This is a genomic window from Tunturiibacter gelidiferens, assembly GCF_051013345.1.
GTDB classification, from domain to species: Bacteria; Acidobacteriota; Terriglobia; order Terriglobales; family Acidobacteriaceae; genus Edaphobacter; species Edaphobacter gelidiferens_A.
Genome location: NZ_CP132939.1, coordinates 6,451,555 through 6,471,312, shown reverse-complemented (window position 1 = coordinate 6,471,312; position 19,758 = coordinate 6,451,555). Strand labels below are relative to the sequence as shown.

The 19,758-nt window shown below is 57.3% G+C and carries 16 protein-coding genes and 3 pseudogenes; 12 read left to right on the top strand and 7 right to left on the bottom strand.

All coding sequences use genetic code 11. The features are described 5' to 3' along the window. Positions 1–53: 53 nt before the first annotated feature. Entirely contained in the window at positions 54–1,226 is a 1,173-nt protein-coding gene (locus tag RBB80_RS32800) for a glycosyltransferase family 4 protein (RefSeq protein WP_433966255.1), read from the top strand. Positions 1,227–1,277: 51 nt separating this feature from the next. Here RBB80_RS32800 and RBB80_RS32795 read toward each other — a convergent pair whose 3' ends face one another. The 5 genes and pseudogenes from RBB80_RS32795 to RBB80_RS32775 form a co-directional block, all read right to left on the bottom strand. After that, the gene (locus RBB80_RS32795; RefSeq protein ID WP_433966254.1) at positions 1,278–2,888 is read right to left on the bottom strand and encodes a tetratricopeptide repeat protein; all 1,611 of its coding nucleotides are present in this window, start codon (positions 2,886–2,888) and stop codon (positions 1,278–1,280) included. Between the two features lie 30 nt (positions 2,889–2,918). Then, positions 2,919–2,972: pseudogene (locus RBB80_RS32790) on the bottom strand (hypothetical protein); the annotation flags it as partial. Positions 2,973–2,982: 10 nt separating this feature from the next. Further along, a complete protein-coding gene (locus tag RBB80_RS32785; RefSeq protein ID WP_433966253.1) occupies positions 2,983–3,573 on the bottom strand; it encodes a tetratricopeptide repeat protein in 591 nt (196 codons plus the stop codon). Between the two features lie 120 nt (positions 3,574–3,693). Beyond that, the gene (locus RBB80_RS32780; RefSeq protein WP_433966252.1) at positions 3,694–4,359 is read right to left on the bottom strand and encodes an exosortase C-terminal domain/associated protein EpsI; all 666 of its coding nucleotides are present in this window, start codon (positions 4,357–4,359) and stop codon (positions 3,694–3,696) included. Next, positions 4,356–5,266, bottom strand: a pseudogene (locus tag RBB80_RS32775) (exosortase/archaeosortase family protein). The gene RBB80_RS32780 and the pseudogene RBB80_RS32775 overlap by 4 nt, the downstream one beginning before the upstream one ends. A gap of 673 nt (positions 5,267–5,939) precedes the next feature. Here RBB80_RS32775 and RBB80_RS32770 point away from each other — a divergent pair. The 6 genes and pseudogenes from RBB80_RS32770 to RBB80_RS32745 all read left to right on the top strand — a co-directional run. Then, positions 5,940–6,104: pseudogene (locus tag RBB80_RS32770) on the top strand (polysaccharide biosynthesis/export family protein); the annotation flags it as partial. Between the two features lie 328 nt (positions 6,105–6,432). Then, entirely contained in the window at positions 6,433–7,770 is a 1,338-nt protein-coding gene (locus RBB80_RS32765) for a hypothetical protein (protein WP_433970120.1), read from the top strand. Between the two features lie 9 nt (positions 7,771–7,779). Continuing rightward, positions 7,780–8,961, top strand: coding sequence for a GumC family protein (locus RBB80_RS32760; protein ID WP_433966251.1), 1,182 nt, complete (start codon positions 7,780–7,782; stop codon positions 8,959–8,961). Positions 8,962–9,019: 58 nt separating this feature from the next. Then, positions 9,020–10,318: an AAA family ATPase gene (locus RBB80_RS32755; RefSeq protein WP_433966250.1), complete on the top strand. Its 1,299-nt coding sequence runs from the start codon at positions 9,020–9,022 to the stop codon at positions 10,316–10,318. Further along, a complete protein-coding gene (locus RBB80_RS32750; protein ID WP_433966249.1) occupies positions 10,236–11,186 on the top strand; it encodes a CpsD/CapB family tyrosine-protein kinase in 951 nt (316 codons plus the stop codon). The genes RBB80_RS32755 and RBB80_RS32750 overlap by 83 nt, the downstream gene beginning before the upstream one ends. A 71-nt stretch (positions 11,187–11,257) precedes the next feature. Beyond that, positions 11,258–12,580, top strand: coding sequence for a TIGR03013 family XrtA/PEP-CTERM system glycosyltransferase (locus RBB80_RS32745; RefSeq protein ID WP_433966248.1), 1,323 nt, complete (start codon positions 11,258–11,260; stop codon positions 12,578–12,580). 165 nt (positions 12,581–12,745) lie between these two features. Here the strand turns inward: RBB80_RS32745 and RBB80_RS32740 are convergent, their stop codons facing one another. Together RBB80_RS32740 and RBB80_RS32735 are read right to left on the bottom strand one after the other, a co-directional pair. After that, entirely contained in the window at positions 12,746–13,669 is a 924-nt protein-coding gene (locus RBB80_RS32740) for a sigma 54-interacting transcriptional regulator (RefSeq protein WP_433966247.1), read from the bottom strand. After that, the gene (locus RBB80_RS32735; protein WP_433970002.1) at positions 13,612–13,758 is read right to left on the bottom strand and encodes a sigma 54-interacting transcriptional regulator; all 147 of its coding nucleotides are present in this window, start codon (positions 13,756–13,758) and stop codon (positions 13,612–13,614) included. The genes RBB80_RS32740 and RBB80_RS32735 overlap by 58 nt, the downstream gene beginning before the upstream one ends. A gap of 581 nt (positions 13,759–14,339) precedes the next feature. On the opposite strand from RBB80_RS32735, the gene RBB80_RS32730 reads away from it, so the two are divergent. The 5 genes from RBB80_RS32730 to RBB80_RS32710 all read left to right on the top strand — a co-directional run bounded on the left by RBB80_RS32730 (position 14,340) and on the right by RBB80_RS32710 (position 19,721). Then, positions 14,340–15,785, top strand: coding sequence for a sigma 54-interacting transcriptional regulator (locus RBB80_RS32730; RefSeq protein WP_433966246.1), 1,446 nt, complete (start codon positions 14,340–14,342; stop codon positions 15,783–15,785). Then, the gene (locus RBB80_RS32725; RefSeq protein WP_433966245.1) at positions 15,680–16,291 is read left to right on the top strand and encodes a DUF6982 domain-containing protein; all 612 of its coding nucleotides are present in this window, start codon (positions 15,680–15,682) and stop codon (positions 16,289–16,291) included. The genes RBB80_RS32730 and RBB80_RS32725 overlap by 106 nt, the downstream gene beginning before the upstream one ends. Before the next feature lie 31 nt (positions 16,292–16,322). Then, complete coding sequence (locus RBB80_RS32720) at positions 16,323–16,679, top strand: cupin domain-containing protein (RefSeq protein ID WP_433966244.1); 357 nt, start codon at positions 16,323–16,325, stop codon at positions 16,677–16,679. A 363-nt stretch (positions 16,680–17,042) separates the two neighbouring features. Next, a complete protein-coding gene (locus RBB80_RS32715; protein WP_433966243.1) occupies positions 17,043–18,323 on the top strand; it encodes an alginate export family protein in 1,281 nt (426 codons plus the stop codon). Between the two features lie 144 nt (positions 18,324–18,467). Next, a complete protein-coding gene (locus RBB80_RS32710; protein WP_433966242.1) occupies positions 18,468–19,721 on the top strand; it encodes a cupin domain-containing protein in 1,254 nt (417 codons plus the stop codon). Positions 19,722–19,758: the final 37 nt, after the last annotated feature.

Here is a 19,758-nt window from a genome sequence, read left to right as displayed (position 1 = left end):
TGCGTTGAGTGTGCTGTTCTTTGTTCCTTACATGCTGCTCGGAAGATTCCTGAATGAGTATGATTAGGGCGCTACATCTGGAGGAATCGAGCGGCAGGGACGCGGCGTATTCCGAATTGCCTCACGTGCTGCTCGTGCTCGATCAGTTTCCTAAGACACTTGGCGGCGGAGAACGCATAGTACTCAGGCTCGCCGCTCTCCTTCCACAGTATGGATACCGGGTCTCGATCCTGACGTTTTCAGCCGATCCGGCAAGCGCTGGCCTTCAGTCGCCGCCATGCTCTGTGTACCTGTTGCCTTTGCGGCGAACCTACGATCTGACGGCAATGCGAGGCAGTCTTGAGCTGAGGAAGTTTCTCAAGGAGCAGCGAGTCCGGATCGTTCAGACTTTCTTTGAGAGCTCGGACATCTGGGCAGGATTCGTAACGAAAGCGATGTCCAGTGCAAAGCTCATCTGGAGTCGAAGAGATATGGGCATCCTTCGAACCGGCAAGCATCATGCAGCCTACCGCCTGATGGCAGGAGCTCCAGATAAGGTATTTGCCGTCTCCGAACAAGTGCGTCGGCATTGTATTGAGGTGGACGGCATCGATCCGTCGCGCGTGCAGACGGTCTACAACGGGCTTGATCTGGCAGACTGGAACATGGACTCAAGATCAGTAAAACGCGCTGGAGAGACTATCGTGGCGACGGTCGGCAATATTCGCCGGGTAAAAGGGCACGATGTTTTTATACGGGCCGCCGCCTCTGTCGCAGAAAAGTTTCCCCACACGTCGTTCCGTATCGCCGGCGATGTTCTGGAGCCGGAGTATTTTGCGGAATTGCAGGCACTGGTCAGCGAACTGAAACTGTCCGGCCGCTTTCACTTCGTTGGAGGCGTGGCCGATCTCCGAGATTACCTCTCCGCAGCCGAGGTCTTCGTGTTGCCATCACGGAGCGAAGGATTTTCGAATGCGATCGTCGAGGCAATGGCTGCGGCCCTTCCCGTGGTTGCCACCGACGTAGGCGGTAACGCAGAGGCAGTTCAGGATGGCGTGAGCGGAATCATCGTTCCTCCCGAGGACTCTGATGCTTTGGCGTCTGCGATCATCAGTCTGCTTTCCGATGCCGCAAAGGCGAAGCAGATGGGAGCAGAGGGAAAGAGGCTGGCCGCCGAGAAGTTCACGACCGAGGCCATGATGGGCCAGATCACCAGTGTCTACGCTAGTCTGATCCGGGGAGAGTAATTCCCATAAGCCGTTCGGAGCCGATCCAGTATTGAAGCCTCGCAAGGACGGCTAGCCGAGCAGAGCGAGTTCCTTGTCGGCGTCCTTTGCGGTCTGGGTGTTCGGCGCCAGAGCAACCGCTTTCTTCAAGTGAATCATCGCATCGGCTGTGTTGGACAGCTTGGTGTACGTCATGCCCAGATGATAGTGAATGGACGCACTGTTAGGAGCCGTCTTGACGGCATCCTCAAGTAGATCGCGCGCAGAAGCGAAGTTGCCCTTTTGATAGTAGATCCAAGCCAGAGTGTCCGCTGTATTAGGCGAAGATGGCAGGGCGCGCCGTGCTACCTGAGCCAGAGAGAGGGCAACGTCGAGGTTTTGTCCGGTGTCCACCATCAGGTACGCGAGATTATTGGCCGCAATGGGTTGTTCAGGCTGGACGGCCAGAGCCTTCTTGTAGCTGGCCATGGCTCCGTTTCGATCGCCCTGCGACTCCTGCATGGTACCCAGCATGGTCAATCCCTGAGCATCGGTGGGATGATCCGTGGTCCACTGTTGCCATTTGGCCACGGCCTTGGCGGGATCGCCAGCTGTAACTTCGGCCCGGGTGTAGGTGATGACCGCCGAATTGTCATTCGGGTTCAGCTGCATCGCTTTTTCTGACGAGGTGAGCGCATCTTTGGCGTCGCCAGTGCTCAATTGCAACTCAGCCAGCAGGTTGTACATGTCGGCGTTCTGCGGAGACTTCGTGATCTGGTCCTGCACCCGGCTGATCGCCTTAGCCGGCTCCTTCTCAAACATGAGAGCGGAGGCAAGCAGACGCAGAGCGCGGGAGGAGTTGGGGTTCAGCTCGAGCGATTGTTCGAGCAAGGTCTTGGCTTCGGGAATCTTCTGTTGGAAGAGGCGAAGCTGCGCAAGTTCCAGGTAGCCGGTGGGGCCCTTCGGATCCAGCTTGATGGCCTGATGGAAGTCCGCATCTGCCTTGTCGTACTCCTTCTGGCTGCCTTCGGCGATGCCGCGCCAGATGTAGGGTCCGGCAATCTGTGGGTTGATAGAGATGGCCGTATCGGCTACCTGATGGAGCGTGCTGAAGTCGTGGGTATCGATCGAGACTTCTGCAAGGCCAGCCTGCGCCTCCAAGCTTCCGGGACTGAGTTTTGCGGCATCGCGGAAGCTCTGCTGCGCAACGGCCATGTCGCCTTTCGCGCGGGCTGCCCGGCCGAACCAGAGTTTCACAACCAGATTGTCAGGATTGGCCTTGGCGGCCTTTTGCAGCGTGGCGAAGGCATCGGCGGTCTTGCCATCGTTGAGCAGCAGCATGCCGTTGAGAACGGCAACCTCCGGAATATTGCTGTCGGTTTTGGCTAACTCCGCTCCAACGGTCCTCGCTTTGGGCAGATCCTTGTTCAGAATCAAGAGTCGCAGATAAGCGATCTTGAGCGCCGCACTCTTTGGATGTTTGGAGACAAGGTCCGCGTAGGCGGTCTCGCCCTGGGGAAGCTGGTTGGTGCGGATGTAGTAGGTAGCAAGCATGCCTGCACCACTCTCGGAGTCCGAAAGATCCTCCGACGCCTGGTGAAGAGTCTGCTCAGCCTTGGCAGTGTCCTTTTGATGCATGTAGAGATCCGCGAGGCTGGCGCGCGCCATCACGCTCTTCGGGTCGGCCGCGACGGCTGCCTTCATCTGATCCTCTGCACCCTGAAGATCTCCCTTCTTCTGCAGAAGCGAGGCAAGGACCACACGCGCTGTTACATTCTTCCCGTCCAGCGAAACAGCTTTACGTAGCTGGTCTTCCCCGCGGCGGCGGTGGCTGGATCGTTGCTCTGCAACAGGCCGAGCGAAGCATGGAATGCGGCCCTATTCGGGTCGGCCGCGAGAGCCTGTTGAATCTGCGCCAGTGCCTCGATGCGATCCCCTTGGCTGCGGCGATGCTGGAGAGCAGAGCATGAGCGTCGGCGTTATTGTTGTCGATGGCGAGGACAGCGGTGGCCTGTGCGGTGGCGCGATCGATCTGTTTGCCGGCCAGCAGGATGTTGCCCAGATCAATGCGCGCCTGCAGGTTGCCAGGCTGCAGATCGACCGTGCGCATCAGCTCACCATACGCGGGCATAACCGATCCTTGTTTCAGGAAGACCTTAGAGAGCTGGTAGTGAGCATCGGCGTAGTTGCGGTCCACCTTGAGGGCGTTGGCGAACTGAATCGTCGCTTCCTTCAGCTTGCCCTGGTCGGCATAGCGTTTGCCGCTTTCGAGATAGCGCAACTTCTGCTTGTTGGGATCGCGATGACAGCCCGCGGTGAGTCCAATGGCAAGCGAGACTGCCAGCACTGTTGCGATTTGACGGGCTGCCTGGGAGAGGGTGGTTCGCATCGCGCATTTCCTCAACTGTTCTTCAAACGATCTTGTCATTCTCGCACTGTAATTGATACTGTCGGGGCCCGACGTGGCTCTGCGATATACAACTTAGGTGAAAGTTCGGTCTGCCGGTTCTCAGTCGGGAATAAACCGGGGCAGATTTGGCGCCATCAGCTGGGTGAATTGCGTAGCCCGTTCCCTGGCGCTGTCTAACGACTCCGACGGCAGAACCTGAGTGATGACCCGAACCAGGGCTCCATCGGTGCGGTTCATGCGAATGGCATCGGCGACCATGTAGAGCTTGGCCCTGTACTCGTTGGGGATGCTGCGGCCATGCGCCTGATACCAATAAATAACAAACTGTTTGACGTCTCCGTTGCTGATAACGTATTCGCCAACCTTATACTGCTTGCCGTTAATGTCCTGCAGGCCAGTGTATCTCTGCGAGTCGAAGGTCCAACCCGCGCCCGGCAGGCAGTTTTGCGGAGAGTGCATGGTCTGGCCCGTGCGTTGGCTGGCAAAGTAGCCAATAAAGAGGCTGACGGGGGCGAGTTTGGTCGTCGAGCTAGTGGTTGCCGCTGGCTGGCCCGTATAGATCCGATTCAGGAAGTCGCCTTTGCCTAGAACAGCAAGGGTGTCGTCGGTAAGCGGAACATCCTGCGCGGTCCAGCCACCGAAGTGTTCTGGCATCTGACTGAGCGGCTGGCTGATGGGTATGCGGTCCGCGTCGCCTCGGCTTTGGAGAATAAAGACCGTCGAGGCGAGCAGAACGATCACAAGCCAGAAGCGTGGGGATCTCATGTGGTTTGTGCCTTTACGGGGGAGATCAACTGCATGGCCCGATGAACCAGGTAGAGGCAGGCGAGAGAGATCACGAACATGACCCACCCGGAGAACTCGTGGAAGAATCCCAACGCTTTCTGCGGGTCCCAATACTGGACGCATAGGCCGGTGCCTACAATGCGCGCAACATTGGCCGCGACGGCGATGGGAATGCTTGCAAGGGCCAGAAGGACGCGCCGCCGGTTGGTCCGCTCCAGAAAATAGCCATAGAAGACCGCGAGCGTGAACAGGCTCATCAGCGAGCGGATGCCGCTGCAGGCCTCGGCGACCTCCAGCTTCATCACCGGCAACTCGATCACGTTGCCTTCGTGGAGCGTCGGCACCCCAAGCAGCGGAAGAATGTCACTGGCGATCCGCGAGGCCAACAACTGCAGCGGGAAGGTGATCTGGTTGAAGAGGATGGCGGGAAAGGGAATTGCCAGGACAAGCACAAGCAGGGGAAACGAAGCGCACGTAACATCGCCCAGCCGAAGAAGGTCCAGATCAGGCCGGTCATCAGGAATAGAAAGGACATACGCGACGTAAACAGTTCGACGCCATACACACCCAGGATTAGCACGGCGATCGAGAAGACGATCAGAGGAACTCCAAACCAGCTCTGGCGGATCGGGGTTGCCTGGAGCACCTTCCTCTTATCCCAGATTAAAAAGGCTGCGAAAACGGGAACCAGAAAGCCATGAGAGTAATCCGGAATGGTGGACCAGTCGTATACCAGTTTGATAGCGACGCGGTAGTACAGAACGACGACCAGCAGGGCAATCGAAGCGTAGGGAAGCCAGCCAAGCCGGGCGGGGGCGCCGGCAGGAGAGGTAAGCGGCAGCCCCGGGTTGGCCTCCTTTGCGTTTAAGTCCACTGCGTAGGGCATGGTGTGAGTTGTCCCCGGTATCGCTCGTATGACGTTATACTTCACCTGATCCCTGTAAGCAATTCACTTGCCTCTTCCTGAAACCCGGTGCCTTCGCCGGCTAAGAGTCTATCGACACAAAAGTGGTAGCAAAGATACCTCCTATGGGAAAAAGTTTTCACACTGGCACTGATAATCTGCATACCACAGGGAGGGCAGCGCGGTAGTTTTCGAAAGAATACTTATATTTTTCGGTTTTCTTGGGAAAAAAAGGACAAATGGTGAGTTTTGGCCCTCGCGTTGCAAGAAACGTCATATTTCGCCGATAGAACATTCGGGATCTTCACTCCGATCCTGAGGCGATGGGGTGACAGAGAGTATCCTCGGGCGTGATCTTCTAAATGGATTTCGAGGCGAAGTACTCTCGCGCGCAAGGGGATGCGTCAGAATAAAGGAGTCAATCCACGCAAACGCGCAAGGTGAAGGTTGAGGGCAATTTGATGAAGCGGTTTTGTTCCATGGGCACCATGCTGCTGCTATTACCAGTCGCGGCCAGGCCACTCGCAGCACAAGTCACGCCAGACCCTGCGGCCACAACAGGCGCAGCACCGAACGCGGCGCCAGCAAGTCAACAGACCCCGCTCCCGACACGCCGAAGGCTCCCCCAACGGCGAGTGCGAGCTATGCAGGTCCGATGGATGCAACTCGTTACGTTATCGGACCGGAAGATTCCTTGCAGATAACCGTCTGGAAGGAGCCTACGCTCTCCGGTACGATCCCGGTGCGACCAGACGGAATGATCTCCATGGTGTTGGTGGGAGATATCCCGGCGGCGGGAATGACGCCGACCGCTCTGTCGACCGATATCAGCCAGCGACTCAAAAAGTACATCCAGGATCCCGTCGTCACGGTAGTGGTTCTTGGAGTCAACAGTCAGCGAATCTTTCTTGTAGGCGAGGTGGGTAAGGTCGGTCCCGTCGCCATGTCTCCGGGAATGACCCCGCTGCAGGCGATTGTCACCGGCGGCGGTCTGACGCAGTTTGCGAACTCGAAGCGCATTTACATCCTTCGAACGGTCGGCGGCAAACAGCAGAAGATCCCGTTCAACTACAAGCAAGCGCTCAAGGGCGAAAATGCGGGGTCTCGCTTCTTCCCGGAGACACGATCGTCGTCCCATGAAGGAAGGTATGAAGATTCAAACACTGATTCTGGCCTTGTTGCTGTCGATGGTCGTCTCCATCGCCCAGGGCCAGGCCTTGCCGACCGCAGAGTCGTCGATGGCCTCCGCCTTAGGTCCAAACCTGCCCAATCTCGATGGAGTCTTTCACTACGCTCTCAGCGCATCGGAGGTTATTCAGTACGGATACTACGGGTCTGGGGAGACCTCTTACGCAACCGATCTCTCCGGAAATGCTGCTTACACCTCGCGGAGTACGGTCCGACCGTTCAGTGTGCTCTTTGCCGGGGGTGTCATCCTTGGGAACCAAGGTGGACAAGGAACCACCAGCTTCTGGAACATCGCGGCGTCACAGGGGTATGTGACTCGTCACTGGATATTCAATATCTCCGACTCGTTCAGCTTCCTTCCGCAGTCGCCCACGACAGGTCTATCAGGAATTCCAGGAGTGGGAGATCTGGGCGCGGTTCCAGTTCAGGGGCCCACCGCCGGTCCGAGCGGCGGCATCCTAACGACTACCGGCGAGCGTATCGGAAATTCAGTGTCCGGAAGTGTCGAGCGGCAGCTAGCCCGAACGACTTCCATCAGCGGCTCTGGTTCGTGGAGTGTGTTGCACTATCTTGGTTCCTCTGCTGACGGCGAAAACCTGGATAGCGCAGATGTAACAGGGGTGGTCTCTTTGAACCACCGGCTTGATGCCTTAAGCTCGGTAAGCGTCAGTGCGGTTTATTCGTCGTACTACTTCACTGGCAACAGCTCGAACCTAGACCTGCCGAGCTTTCAAACCCGCGGAATTAACATATCTTATCAGCGAGTCTTGAGCAGATCCCTCAGTGTCAACGCTACGGTTGGTCCTCAGTGGATCTCCAGCTCCAATAGTGCTCTCATTCCCAATTCAACCGACGTAGCAGTGAGCGGTGGACTCTCCTATCTCTACCGGAACACTATCCACTTCTCTGCGAGTTACTCGCGGGGTGCAACGCAGGGTTCGGGCGTTGTGCCGGGTGCATTCTCCAATGGAGTCGTTGGCTCCGCCAGTCGTGCCTACGGTCGAGACTGGGTCGTCTCTCTCTCTGGCGCGTACACCCGGACTTCGAGCCTGGCAACGTTCACGCCCGCAAATTCTCTGTTCTCTGCGACTGGCAACTACTCCACGGTCTATGGCGGTGCGCAGGTCACCCGCCGTCTCAGCACACACTTCTCCGGTTATGCCAGCTATACCGCTCAAAATCAATCTCAAGACCAATTGAGCGGGCCTTCAGCAGCAAACGTTCTGAACGGCACCTCTCAGACGTTTGGATTTGGAGTTACCTTCACTCCCCGTTCCACGAATCTGGGGCAATTTTAAGGAGACATCATGCTTGGCCATCGCGCATTGACCGTGCAGGATTACATCACCATTCTGAAACGAAGATGGTGGATGATTGCAATTCCGGCGGTCATCTTTCCCATCGTCGGATACGGTCTCACCTTCCTGGTGCAGCCACAGTATGTCTCCCAAACCCTGGTATTGGTGGAACAGCAGAAGGTCCCGGAGTCCTATGTCAAGGCTGTTGTGACCGAAGATCTGAGCGGAAGACTGGCCTCGATGAAGGAGCAGATTTTGAGCCGGTCGCGGCTGCAACCGATCATCGAACGCTTCAACCTCTTTGCCAGCGGCAAGTTGTCGATGGACGAGCGCATCGATCTGACGCGTAAAAACATCGGCATTACGCCGATTCAGTCAGAGATTGCGCGAACCAACGGGTTGCCGGGATTCTTTATCTCGTTCAAGGCGAATGACGCGCGCACGGCGCAGTTGGTCTGCGGCGAGATTCAGTCGCTCTTCGTGAGTGAAAACCTCAGCGATCGGGCGGCCTCGGCTGCAGGAACGACCGAGTTTCTAAAGAGTCAGCTGGCCGATGCCAAGGCCAAGCTGGATGAACAGGACGCAAGACTCGCCAAGTTCCAGCAGACTTACATGGGCAAGCTGCCGGCCGCGGAGGCGTCCAACATGAACATGTTGACGAGCCTGAACACGCAGCTGGAGGCCGCGACTCAGGCGCTTGCACGCATGGAGCAGGATAAGAGTTATGCGGAATCGATCCTGTCGATGCAGCAGGCGCAGCAGCCACAGACCACAGAGCGAGGCGGGGGACCGGTGGCTCCTCAGGCCCAGCAGCTTGAACTGCAGCAGCTTCAGTCTCAACTGGCGGATTTGAAGGCGCGTTACACCGACGACTATCCAGACGTGGTCAGCACGCAGAGAAAGATCAATGAGTTGGAACGCAAACTTGCCCAAGCCCCCCAACCGCGGTTGCGTCGACTTCCGCTCCGAAACCGACCGACTCCCTCAGCGTGCAGCAGACGCGTGCCCAGGTTCGTGCGATGGAACAAGGCATCGCGCAGAAGAAGCGCGACCAGGCGGCAATTCAGGCCGAGCTTCGCACCTATCAGGATCGCGTCGCCGCCAGCCCCGCCGTGGAGGAGGAGTACAAGAGCATCACACGCGACACGAGCACGGCGCAGGCCTTCTACGACGATCTACTCAACAAGTTGAATCAGTCGAAGATGGCGACTGACCTGGAGAAGCGCCAGCAGGGGAGCAGTTCCGGGTAATGGATGAGCCCAACCTTCCCGAGTCGCCCTTCTCTCCCAAGCGCTCGGTCTTCATCATCGGAGGCTTTGCCGCAGGGATGGCACTGGGCTTGTTCATCGTGGCGCTGCTCGAATATCTGGATACGGCCGTTCGTAGCGAGCGCGATATCTGGGCATTCACCAAGCTGCCCACCCTTGGCGTCATCGGTTTTACCGGCGAACCGGAGCCGGTGGCCACCAAGCGGAACCTCTTTGGCCGTCGTAGCCCTGACATAACCGCGGGCGGTAAGCCGCTGATGAATGCGGGGGCTGAGATGTATAAAACCTTTTTCAAGCTACAGAGCAGTCCGTTCGGAACCAGTCCCGACCCCCGGTTCCTCTACATGATGCCCCACACGCGCGAGGCCCTGGCCTGCCTGGAGTACGGAATCTCGGCACGAAAGGGGTTCACGGTTCTGACAGGCGAGGTGGGCACCGGCAAGACGACACTGCTCCGCCGGGCGTTGAGCTCCTTCAGCGGCCGCAAAGTCTCGACGTCGTTCGTCTTCAATCCACGCCTCGATGTGCTCGACTTCCTGGAGTTTGTGTTGACCGACTTCGGCATTGTGCCGGCGAACCGAACCAAGTCGGGCATGTTGCTGCAGTTGAATCGCTGGCTGATCGAACGCTTCCGTATGGAAGAGACCTGCGTGGTAGTTGTCGACGAGGCCCAGAATCTCTCCTGGGAGCTGTTGGAAGAGATTCGCCTGCTGACCAACCTTGAAACCTCGTCGGAGAAGCTGTTGCAGATTGTGCTATCTGGACAGCCCGAGCTCGAAGAGAAGCTGCGCCATCCGAGCGTCAGGCAGCTCCGGCAGCGCGTCTCTCTCTGGTGCCGCACGCAGGCCTTAACCGAGAGCCAGACCCATGCTTACGTCGCCGAGCGCCTGAGAATAGCCGGAGCAAGCTGGCCACTGTTCTCGATTGAGGCGCTGGACCTGGTTCATCGTGCCAGCCGCGGAATTCCGCGCATCATCAATCTGCTGTGCGAGCACTCGCTCATCGTGGCCTATGTCGAACAGGTGCAGCAGGTGACTGCGACGATCGTCGAGGGCGTGGCGGCAGAGCTTGAGCTGGAGGTGTTGCCGTTTATGCTCTCGTCTGCCGTGATTGGTAACAGCGACAAAGAGCCCGCTTTAACTCGAAAGAAGACAATTTCATGGCAGCTTTCAATAGAGAGCCGGGAAGGCACGACCGATGAGCCGCATTTACGAAGCACTCCAGAAAGCAGAGTCCGAGCGCAGATTGGAGCGGCGCGAGCCGGAGCCGCGAACTCCTGAGGAGCCATTCAACTCAGCGATTTATGCAACCGCCGTTGCCACAGCCGAGGAAGAGCAGGCAAGCTCTACCCTGGTCGCTGAGCCTTATGTCGAGCCGTCTGTCGTTCGGGTAGACCCAAACGCTCTCGATGTCAGCAAGATTTCCGTCCGTCCCTGGGCGTTATCTCTAGAGCACCTGCCGTCACTGCTTGAGCGAGGACCTGCGGTCGAGCAGTTTCGAAGCCTCCGTTCCCGGATCTTCGAGCTTCGCGACATCGCCCCGCTCAAGAGCATCATGGTGACCAGCGGGCTGCCGCAGGAGGGCAAAAGCTTCATCTCAACCAATCTAGCCATGAGCCTCGCCCGCCACAAAAACAGCAAGGTGCTGCTGATTGACGGCGACATGCGGCGCTACACCATCCATCAACTTCTTGGCTGCGAGTCGCATCCTGGCCTCGCGGACTATCTCGCCGGCAAGGCGAGCCTGGTCGAGGTGATGCAGCGGTCAGAAACATTTGAGGGAATGACCGCAGGAACTGCCGCGGTTGCGAACAACCTGACCTTTATCGCAGGCGGCAACGGCGGCGATAAGGCAGCCGATCTCTCCGGCAGTCCGCGCTTTGGCGAACTGATCCGGCTGGCGGCGCCACACTTCGACTGGATCATCATCGACTCTTCGCCCGTACTGCCTGTCTCCGATGCCGTTAACCTGGCCCGTGCCTGCGACGGCGTCCTCCTGGTGGCACGCAGCGGACAGACTAAATTCCCCGTTGCGCAGCGTGCACAGAGTGAGCTCAAAGCCTCGAACATTCTGGGGTTTGTCTTGAACGCCGTGCAGGAAGCGCCCCAGGTCGGCAGCTACTATGGGTACGACGCCGCCAAACCGTAAGAGGGAGCGATTGACCAGATGATCCGGCTTTTCAACGTGTACTATCCCACGCGTACAATCGTTCTCCTGCTGTGCGAGGCGCTGATTGTAAGCGGCTGCTTCCTGCTGGCGACGATTCTACTGCTGGGGCCGGATACCTATCTCGTGCTGAACTACGAGAATGGGGGCTGAAGATTCTCGGCCTTACGATCCTGACGCTGCTCTGCTCGTACTACTTCGATCTCTACGAGCCGCAGCGCATCTCCGCAAACTGGGAGATCTACTTTCGCCTGCTGCTGGTTCTCGGGTTTCTGTCGTTCCTGCTCTCGGCCATCATCTATCTCTTTCCCGCCGCCGACATCGCTCACTATGTTCTTCTGCTCGGTCTCATCTTTCTCACCCTGGCGCTGGTTGCATGGCGCAGTGCATACGAATGGATCATCGGCCGTGAGATGTTCCGCGAGCGGGTCTATGTCCTGGGCGCGGGCGACCGTGCGCAGACGATCGTCAACCTGCTCGAAGCACGCAAGGATGCGGGCATGGAGGTCCTGGGATGGGATGGCGTCGTTGCCGACCGGGACCAGCGCAAAGAGGCGATCCATGCTGCGTTGGAGAGATTCTCCGTACCCAAGCCGCCCGTCGACCGCGTCATCGTCGCCATCGAGGACCGTCGCGGCGAGTTTCCCGTGCGAGAGCTACTCAAGCTGCGGTTCAACGGAGTTGTCATCGAAGATGCCGGAACCCTTCTGGAGAGGCTTACCGGCAAGTTGCATCTCGATGGCCTTCATCCCAGCAGCTTTATCTACAGCGAAGGATTTCGCGTAAAACCATCCCAGCAGATCGCGCGGCGGATCGTCTCGACCTTGACGGCCGCGGTGGGTTTGCTTCTGTTCCTGCCATTCTTCCCGATCGTCTTGCTGATGGTTCGGCTGTCCTCCCCGGGGCCAATCTTCTTCCGGCAGACGCGGGTAGGTCTTGGTGGAAAGAACTTCACGGTCTATAAATTCCGTACGATGCGAACCGATGCAGAAGTCGCTGGAGCAAAGTGGGCGACCAAGAACGATCCCCGCGTGACCCGTGTCGGCATGTTTATGCGCAAGACCAGGCTCGACGAGGTGCCCCAGCTCTGGAATGTGCTGCGCGGCGATATGGGCTTCGTCGGTCCACGCCCGGAGCGGCCCGAGTTTGTGCCGTGGCTTACCGAGCAGATCCCCTACTTCAACCTTCGTCACATGATTCGCCCAGGCCTCACAGGTTGGGCGCAGGTGCGTTACGGCTACGGAGCGACGCTGGCGGAGAGCCGCGAAAAACTGGAGTTTGATCTCTACTACATCAAGCACATGACCCTTGGGCTTGATCTGTTGATCATGTTCGAGACGATAAAGACAATCATCCGGCGGCAGGGCGCGCAGTAGTCCTGCCACAGATAACAAGTCTCATTTTCTTTCCGACCAACGGGAGGGCGGGTAATGCCTATCCCGCCGAAAAAGGTATACAAGTCACGAAGTGACCGCTCCACGCGAAGTGGGCCCGTCCGGCAGGACATTTCTTTCGAACTCAACCGAATCAGTAGATGCAGCTCAGTAGATACGCGTCCGCGAGGACAGTGCAGGCTTCAACGTCCGCTCTTCCTTCTTCACCAGATGAGGTATCCGGAGAGGCCGGGGTGGCACCTCAGGCATACCGACCTCACTCAGCTTGTAGAGTAGTGACCGATAGCTGATCTGAAGCCACTTCGCTGTCTTTTGACGATTCCAGCTATTCTCCTGCAGCACTTTCAAGATGATCTGCCGCTCGAGATCCTGGGTCGCCTTTTTGGTAATGTGCTTCAGCGAGACTGGCTCGCTGAGGTCGATATCTGTAGTAATGCCACCGCGCGAGGTCTCAGGCATAAGTTCCGCGACGAGCGCCTCCTCGCTGCCGATCAACACGTAGCTGCGGATAAGGTTCTCCAGCTGGCGGATGTTTCCCGGCCAGTGATAGTTCTGCATCAGGCGGACCGCGCTCTTGGAGAGTAATTCCGGTGCACTGTGGAAAATCTTTGCATAGTGGTCGATGAAGTAATCGATCAGGATGGGGAGGTCGGCGATCCGTTGGCGCAACGGCGGCAGGTTAATAGTGACTGCATTGATGCGGAAGAGGAAGTCCAGACGGAAGGACCCATCCTCGACCTGGCTGCGAAGATCTGTATTAGAAGCCGAAACCAATCGGGTAACGATGCTCCTTGGTTCGTGCCCGCCCACGCGAACGAAGGTTCCATCCTGCAACACTTGAAGAAGCTTCGATTGGACTCCAAGGTCGAGGCTGCCCACCTCATCCAGAAACAGCGTGCCGTTGTGCGATTGTTCTACACGTCCCAGTTTCGTGGACATAGCGCCTGTAAAAGCGCCTTTTTCATAGCCAAACAGCTCTGTTTCGATTAGCGAATGTGGTATCGCCGGACAGCTTACTTTGACCAGAGAACCCCGAGCCCGCAGGAGAAAGCGTGCAACAGGCGCACGCATATCTCCTTGCCGGTACCGCTTTCGCCCTGGATCAGAACAGGGACGTCAGTCTCGGCAACTCGTTCCAACTTGTTTCGAACCGCCTGCATAACTGCTGTCTTGCCAAAGAAGATCTCGAGGGGCGGCAGATTGAGTGAGGAGGCGGACTCGACGTGGTGATCTAAGGTCATTTTTTCCTATCGGCGCTGGGCAGAAACCGCAAGTTTGCAATACTCATCACACTGCACGTCAAGCGCCATTTCCGGGATATCCGGGCAAAGAAATGAGGATTTCATGGTCTCAATCATGAAACCCAATACACGAACAAAGGCCAAAATTAGATCGAAGTCTCGCTTTTACTTTGGATTTTGAGGTCACCAAGCTCGCTTTCACCAAAGTAACCCGCAAAAAAAGATGGCATTTTTTAGTTTCACTCGTGCCAGTACCATGTAAGCTAGGCCTACTCGATAGGAGAGTGGTAAACGTTTATCTCTTTTGTCGGCAAAGTTCGTAACATTTTTGTGTAAAACGTTGTACCGGACGAGCTAGAATTTGCTGGCGCAGGGGCAGGACGCTCCCGCCGCTTTTGCAACTGTCTGGATCGAGTACAGCCTGTCCCTGGGGGGCCTACCGGGTTCAGGATCACCGCGGGTTTGGAAAACAGTCCAAACCTCAATTTGAGGTACTTCGTATGTCAGCTGCGCTTTCGTATCCCGTTCCTGCCTTGAAGTCCATTACGCGGGCGCGCGCCCAGATTCTGATTCTGGAACCGGATCTCGCCGTTCTGGATTATCTTCGATCGACGCTCGGCTCCCGGTACTCGCTCAGTCTCTTTTCGGACGAGCAGACCCTGCTCGAGCGTTTGGAGAAGGCGGAACAGCCGGATCTGCTATTGCTTGCCCTGCACACCAACCGCGACCCATTGCCCCTCTTAACACATATCCGGTGCACCAAGCCGAATCTTGCAGTGGTCGTCCTTTCCTGCTCCGCCGAACTCCGCGACCTGGAGATGGTGATCCGTCTGGGTGTCCGCGCTATCGTGATGAAGCCGTTTACCGGCAGCGATGTCGAGCAGGCCATCGAGGAGCACCTCGCCTCTGCAGAGAAAAAGGTTCCCGTCGCCGATGCGCTGAAAGAGATCCCTCTCAACGAGACTCACTCCTTTGTGAGATCCAGCAAGAGAATGCGTGAACTGGAAGCTCAGGCTGCCCTGGTAGCCCGCGCCGACATTCCACTCCTCATACTTGGAGAGAGCGGAACCGGCAAGGAGATCCTCGCCCTCTACACCCACAAGATGTCTGCCCGCAGCCAGAACATTTTCCTCAAGGTCAACTGCGCTGCAGTCCCAGCCGACCTGTTGGAGAGTGAACTCTTCGGATACGAGCAAGGAGCGTTTACCGGAGCGGTGAAGACCAAGCCCGGCAAGTTCGAAGTCTGTACCGGTGGAACAATCTTTCTCGATGAGATCGGCGAGATGCCCGCCATTCTTCAGGCCAAGCTGCTGCAGGTCTTGCAGGATGGAACTTTTTCTCGTCTGGGCAGCCGCTCGCCGATGAAGGTGGACGTGCGCGTGATCGCCGCCACCAACATCAATATGAAGGAGGCGATGGCCAACAAGACCTTCCGCGAGGACCTCTACTACCGTCTCAACGGGTTTACCCTCAGCATTCCGCCGCTGCGGGAACGCCGCGAGGAGATTCCGGTGCTGTCGGAGTACTTTATGCGCAAGGGCGCTAAGCGGTATGGCCGCGATCCTCTCCCCTTCTCGCAAAACCTGCTGAACGCGCTATCCGAGCACTCCTGGCCGGGCAACTTGCGCGAGTTGGAAAATGTAGTCAACCGTTATCTGGTGCTTGGCGAAGAAAGATCCATCGTCGACGAACTCTCCCCATCCACGGTCTATCAGGGAGGAGCAGCAACAACGACAACAGCCCAGGAGGTGCCAAATGGCGCTGGGCTCAAGGCGATGGTCCGCAACCTGAAGGGCGATGCGGAGTCGACAGCAATTGCACAGGTACTGGAGGGAACTGGATGGAACAGGAAGGCCGCGGCAAACGATCTGCAAATCAGCTACAAGGCGCTCCTGTACAAGATCAAGCAGTACGACCTGTCACCGCGGAACAACCACGCATCGTAAGGTCTCAGGCCAAATCCCAGGTCGCCGAAAAAGAGCTGTCCGAGGCGTATCGAGTCGTAGTCCGTTACGAGAATCATGCCGTTCGCGGGCTTGCTGAGCCCCATGAGCTTGGTTCGATCGAACAGCTTCTGCGCAACGATCCCATCTATCCGCTGGACTCTATCCGGTTGAAACTCCTGGACTCCGGCACTGTGGAAGATGTACCCACCAGGGACGCCAAGGCAGTCTTCTTCGTCAAAACCTTCGATGGCGATCTTCGCCACCGGGCTCTTCACTTTCACGAGCATGCACCTGTCGTGCAGGGCTTGTGGGTGCGCGTCTACTTCTACGACGGAGAGATGATCGAAGGCATTATCAGCAACACCCGGGACTTCGTGCTCGAGTCAGGCTTCTTCTTGCGACCAACCGATCCGAATGGAAACAACACTTTGGTCTACGTGCTCAAGGGCGGACTCAAGGACTTCCACGTCCTCGGAATGCGAAATGTTCCCAAAAGCCCCAACTAGTCAGCGAACGAAGAGCGGAACGATCCTCCCGATGACACAGATCATCAGCCCGCAGACGGCCGAGCATTACAAATGGGGTGGTCCTCAAGGAGAGGACTGCGACGGCTGGCATCTCGTCAGGACTCCAGATCTCAGCGTCATCGAAGAACTCATGCCGCCAGGTACGAGTGAGGTCCCACATCTCCACCTCCATTCGCGTCAGTTCTTCTACGTTCTCGCGGGAGAGTTGACCATTGACGTGGAGCAGCACAGCTTCGTTCTTCACGCCGGTGCGGGCCTCGAGGTCTCTCCCGGCCAGCGTCATCAGGTGTTCAATCGCGGCTCGGACCCTACGCGCATACTTGTCACGAGTCAACCTCCCAGCCATGGCGACAGGATCAACACCTGACTGGCAACAACCGACAACGGGAGGGGCGGCACCAGGGTTCTTCTAGACCACTGAGGCCTTCGCGCCTTCGCCTACATTCCTTCCCGTGTTGTCTTAGCCCAGAGAATTGACTGATTCCTGCTGCTGCTGATGCCGATCTATTGATTGACGCATGTTAGTCAGATTGAGTACCTTTAGGGTCCGATTGGGAATAGTTATTCGCATATCAGATCTTGCGAGAGTGAGTGGTCTTACAGTTGAGTGGAATCCTGTTGGACATTTTTTACGCGATCCGCCAGACCCGCTTCGCAAAGATTGGCCTTAGCCCTGGGGTTGTTCGCTGTTTTGTCTCAAGGAACACTGGCGTCAGCGCAAGAGGCCGCCGTGCGCTACATCGAGTATCCGCAGCTTCAGGGCGAGGTGCAGCCCTTGCAGTTGAAAGCCGTGCCGAAGTGGGCCACCATCGACTTTCAGCTTCGCGGACGATTTGAGAATCAGTCTTCGGACGACTATATCTCCGGCAACGGGCAGTCGTATCTTCTGACTCGGGTCTATGGCGGGCTGGAGATTCGTCCGACAAAATGGCTCACGGGATACATCCAGTTTATAGACACGCATGCTTTGGGACTTCCGTTGAAGTATGTAATGCCGAATCAGCGGGACGTCTTCGATGACCGACAGGCGTACCTTGAATTCCAGTTCAAGCAGGCAAAGATCCTCGCCGGACGGCAGGAGTTGAAGTATGGCGGCGAGCGACTGGTCGGTATCAGCGACTGGACCAACAACAGCCGCACCTGGGACGGCTTCCTCGGACGCTATGGAGATAAGAATCGGATCGACTTCTTCACCACCTCGGTTGTAACTGTCCATGCCTCGTCGCTCGACAACCACGGAGCGGGCCTGACCTTCCACGGCGCGGTCGGCACTATCGGAACGTGGGTACCCCATGTAGTGATTCAACCGTTTGTCTTCATCAAGGCATTTCCGCGCGTACAGGGTGCAAACAGCGTCTTCGGCACCCAGACGACAGTGACGCCGGGTGCGGAAGTCGCTGGGAACTACCGCGGATTCGACTTCGACGTCCTCGGAGCGCTGCAGCGCGGCAGCTACTCGAATGAGTCGATCGAAGCCGCTGCCGGCTACGTCAAGGCCGGTTACAGTGCCGCTCACCTCAAGTGGGAGCCGCGTCTGCAAGCAGAGTATGACTACGCCTCGGGAGACCCCCATACGAATCCCTTTCGTATGGGCACCTTCGATCAGCAGTATCCCAGCAATCACAACGCGTTTGGCCTGACCGATCTGTTCGGATACCAAAACATCAAGCAGGAGCGGATCAATCTGGACCTGACTCCGGCCAAACATCTGTCCCTGTTGATTCAGGAGGAGTCCTTGCAGGTTGCGTCCAGGTTTGACAACGTCTACAGCGGCAGCGCAGGGACCACCATCGAAGCGCCCACCGCTGGATTTCGCAGCGGAGATCTAGGACACGAGTTTGATGCCTCCGGCAAGTATGTCTTTCGTGACTATCTGGTGCTGAACGTTGGCGTTGGCCACCTATCTTCAGGCACGCTGCTGCGGGAGAATTCGCATGGAGCCCCCTTAACGCTCGCCTACTTCGGATTGACCTATCGATTCAAGGTGGATCACAAGAGTGTCGCTCCGTAGTGGGCGCCGCCCAAGGAAAACTTCGGAGCATAAAGTGTGAAGACCTGAGAATTGTTTCTCTGCCTTCAGTTATGTTTAGGTATCTAATATCTTCAAACGGCAGCACCGACTAACCCCGGGATTCGATAGCAGAGAGGATTCAAAGTGGAAGAGGAAAAAGACCAGTCAAAGGTAAGCCGGCGCAGGTTTCTCGAAGCCAGCTCGGCGATGTTGGTGGCAGCCGCAGGCATGCAGGTCGCTCAGGGGCAGGAAAAATCTGCAACTACTACCCCAAACCACCCTGGCGTCAACGAGAGCCAGCCGCTCCCCATCAACAAGGCTCTTGACGATCAGAATCCATCGTCGGTGTGGGCTCCGGAGACCGATTCCGGCGGTCAGCCTCCCTTCAAGTATCCATTTTCGTTTGCCCACAAGCGTATCGAGGAGGGCGGCTGGACCAGACAGGTGACAGTGCGCGACCTGCCGATCTCGAAGAAGATGGCCGGTGTGCAGATGCGGCTCATCAAGGGTGGCATTCGCGAACTGCATTGGCACGTCGGCTCAGAGTGGGCGTTCATGATCTCCGGCACCGCCCGCATCACCGCTGTGGACCAGCAGGGGCGCGCATTCGTAGAGGACGTAAACGCCGGTGACCTGTGGCTCTTCCCCGGTGGCATTCCTCACTCGATTCAAGGCGTCGGAGAAGATGGCGCGACCTTCCTGCTCGTCTTCGATGATGGAAACTTCAACGAGTTTCAGACGTTCCTGCTGACCGACTGGCTGACCCACACCCCGAAGGAGGTTCTGGCGAAGAACTTCGATGTGCCGGAATCCACCTTCGACAGGGTACCGAAGAAAGAGCTGTTCATCTTCGAGCGCCCGTTGCCCCGGCCGCTCGAGGAGGAGAAGCACGAAGCTTCCGCTGGCACCGGGATGGTGCCAAATACATTTGCCTTCTTTACCGGAAAGATGCAGCCGACCAAGGTTTCCAAGGGTGGTGAGGTCAAGATCGTCGATCAGAAAAACTTCCCGGCAACAAACATCGCTGCCGCGATCGTTACACTGAAGCCGGGTGGCCTGCGCGAACTCCACTGGCACCCCAATGAAGACGAGTGGCAGTACTACGTTAAAGGAAGAGGAAGAATGACCGTCTTCTCCGCCGGAGGTCATGCTCGGACGATGGACTTCGAGGAGGGAGACGTGGGCTACATCGATCGGTCTGCCCCGCACTACATCGAGAACACCGGCGACTCGGATCTCGTCTTCCTTGAGGTCTTTCCGACCGCTCACTACGAAGACATCTCTCTGGCGGAGTGGTTGGCGCATACTCCCGCGCGTCTGGTCGACCAGCACATCGCCACCGGCGAGGATTTTCTCCGGAAGATCCCGAAGAAGGAGACCGTCGTTACTCCCGAGTAAACGCGAGGGAACTCGCACTCACAAGAAAGAGGCAGCC

Excerpts from the sequence above, each read along its gene's own strand:
- RBB80_RS32755 (WP_433966250.1), top strand. The coding sequence starts at position 9,020 with ATGGATGAGCCCAACCTTCCCGAGTCGCCCTTCTCTCCCAAGCGCTCG.
- RBB80_RS32760 (WP_433966251.1), top strand. The coding sequence starts at position 7,780 with ATGCTTGGCCATCGCGCATTGACCGTGCAGGATTACATCACCATTCTG.
- RBB80_RS32780 (WP_433966252.1), bottom strand. The coding sequence starts at position 4,359 with ATGAGATCCCCACGCTTCTGGCTTGTGATCGTTCTGCTCGCCTCGACG.
- RBB80_RS32795 (WP_433966254.1), bottom strand. The coding sequence starts at position 2,888 with ATGAAGGCAGCCGTCGCGGCCGACCCGAAGAGCGTGATGGCGCGCGCC.
- RBB80_RS32785 (WP_433966253.1), bottom strand. The coding sequence starts at position 3,573 with ATGCGAACCACCCTCTCCCAGGCAGCCCGTCAAATCGCAACAGTGCTG.
- RBB80_RS32765 (WP_433970120.1), top strand. The coding sequence starts at position 6,433 with ATGAAGATTCAAACACTGATTCTGGCCTTGTTGCTGTCGATGGTCGTC.
- RBB80_RS32750 (WP_433966249.1), top strand. The coding sequence starts at position 10,236 with ATGAGCCGCATTTACGAAGCACTCCAGAAAGCAGAGTCCGAGCGCAGA.
- RBB80_RS32720 (WP_433966244.1), top strand. The coding sequence starts at position 16,323 with ATGACACAGATCATCAGCCCGCAGACGGCCGAGCATTACAAATGGGGT.
- RBB80_RS32735 (WP_433970002.1), bottom strand. The coding sequence starts at position 13,758 with ATGCAGGCGGTTCGAAACAAGTTGGAACGAGTTGCCGAGACTGACGTC.
- RBB80_RS32740 (WP_433966247.1), bottom strand. The coding sequence starts at position 13,669 with ATGCGTGCGCCTGTTGCACGCTTTCTCCTGCGGGCTCGGGGTTCTCTG.
- RBB80_RS32725 (WP_433966245.1), top strand. The coding sequence starts at position 15,680 with ATGGAACAGGAAGGCCGCGGCAAACGATCTGCAAATCAGCTACAAGGC.
- RBB80_RS32730 (WP_433966246.1), top strand. The coding sequence starts at position 14,340 with ATGTCAGCTGCGCTTTCGTATCCCGTTCCTGCCTTGAAGTCCATTACG.
- RBB80_RS32800 (WP_433966255.1), top strand. The coding sequence starts at position 54 with ATGAGTATGATTAGGGCGCTACATCTGGAGGAATCGAGCGGCAGGGAC.